The sequence below is a fragment of the Halorubrum sp. SP9 genome, assembly GCF_005435015.1.
Lineage (GTDB): Archaea > Halobacteriota > Halobacteria > Halobacteriales > Haloferacaceae > Halorubrum > Halorubrum sodomense.
Genome location: NZ_SGXU01000662.1, coordinates 1 through 255, shown reverse-complemented (window position 1 = coordinate 255; position 255 = coordinate 1). Strand labels below are relative to the sequence as shown.

The window sequence follows — 255 nt, the reverse complement described above, 5'->3', positions numbered from 1 at the left end:
CGCCCCGCACGCTCGTGATGTTGCCGTAGCCGATGCGCACGAGCGACAGCGCGAGGTAGATGAGCACGAACGCGAGGCCCATCTGGACCACCGCCGATATCTGTCCGCTGAGCGCGGTGACGTTCCCGAGGATGAGCTTCTGGTAGAGGTTGTCCCACAGCGCCACCCACGACAGCCCGAGGACGGTGATCGTCACCATGATCGTCATCGGAACGCCGGTGGAGGCGAGCTGCTTGGACTCGTCCCAGTTGGCGA

Annotated in this window: 1 pseudogene; it reads right to left on the bottom strand. The window is 64.7% G+C overall.

From position 1 onward, the window contains the following. Positions 1-255: pseudogene (locus tag EXE45_RS18925) on the bottom strand (carbon starvation protein A); the annotation flags it as partial.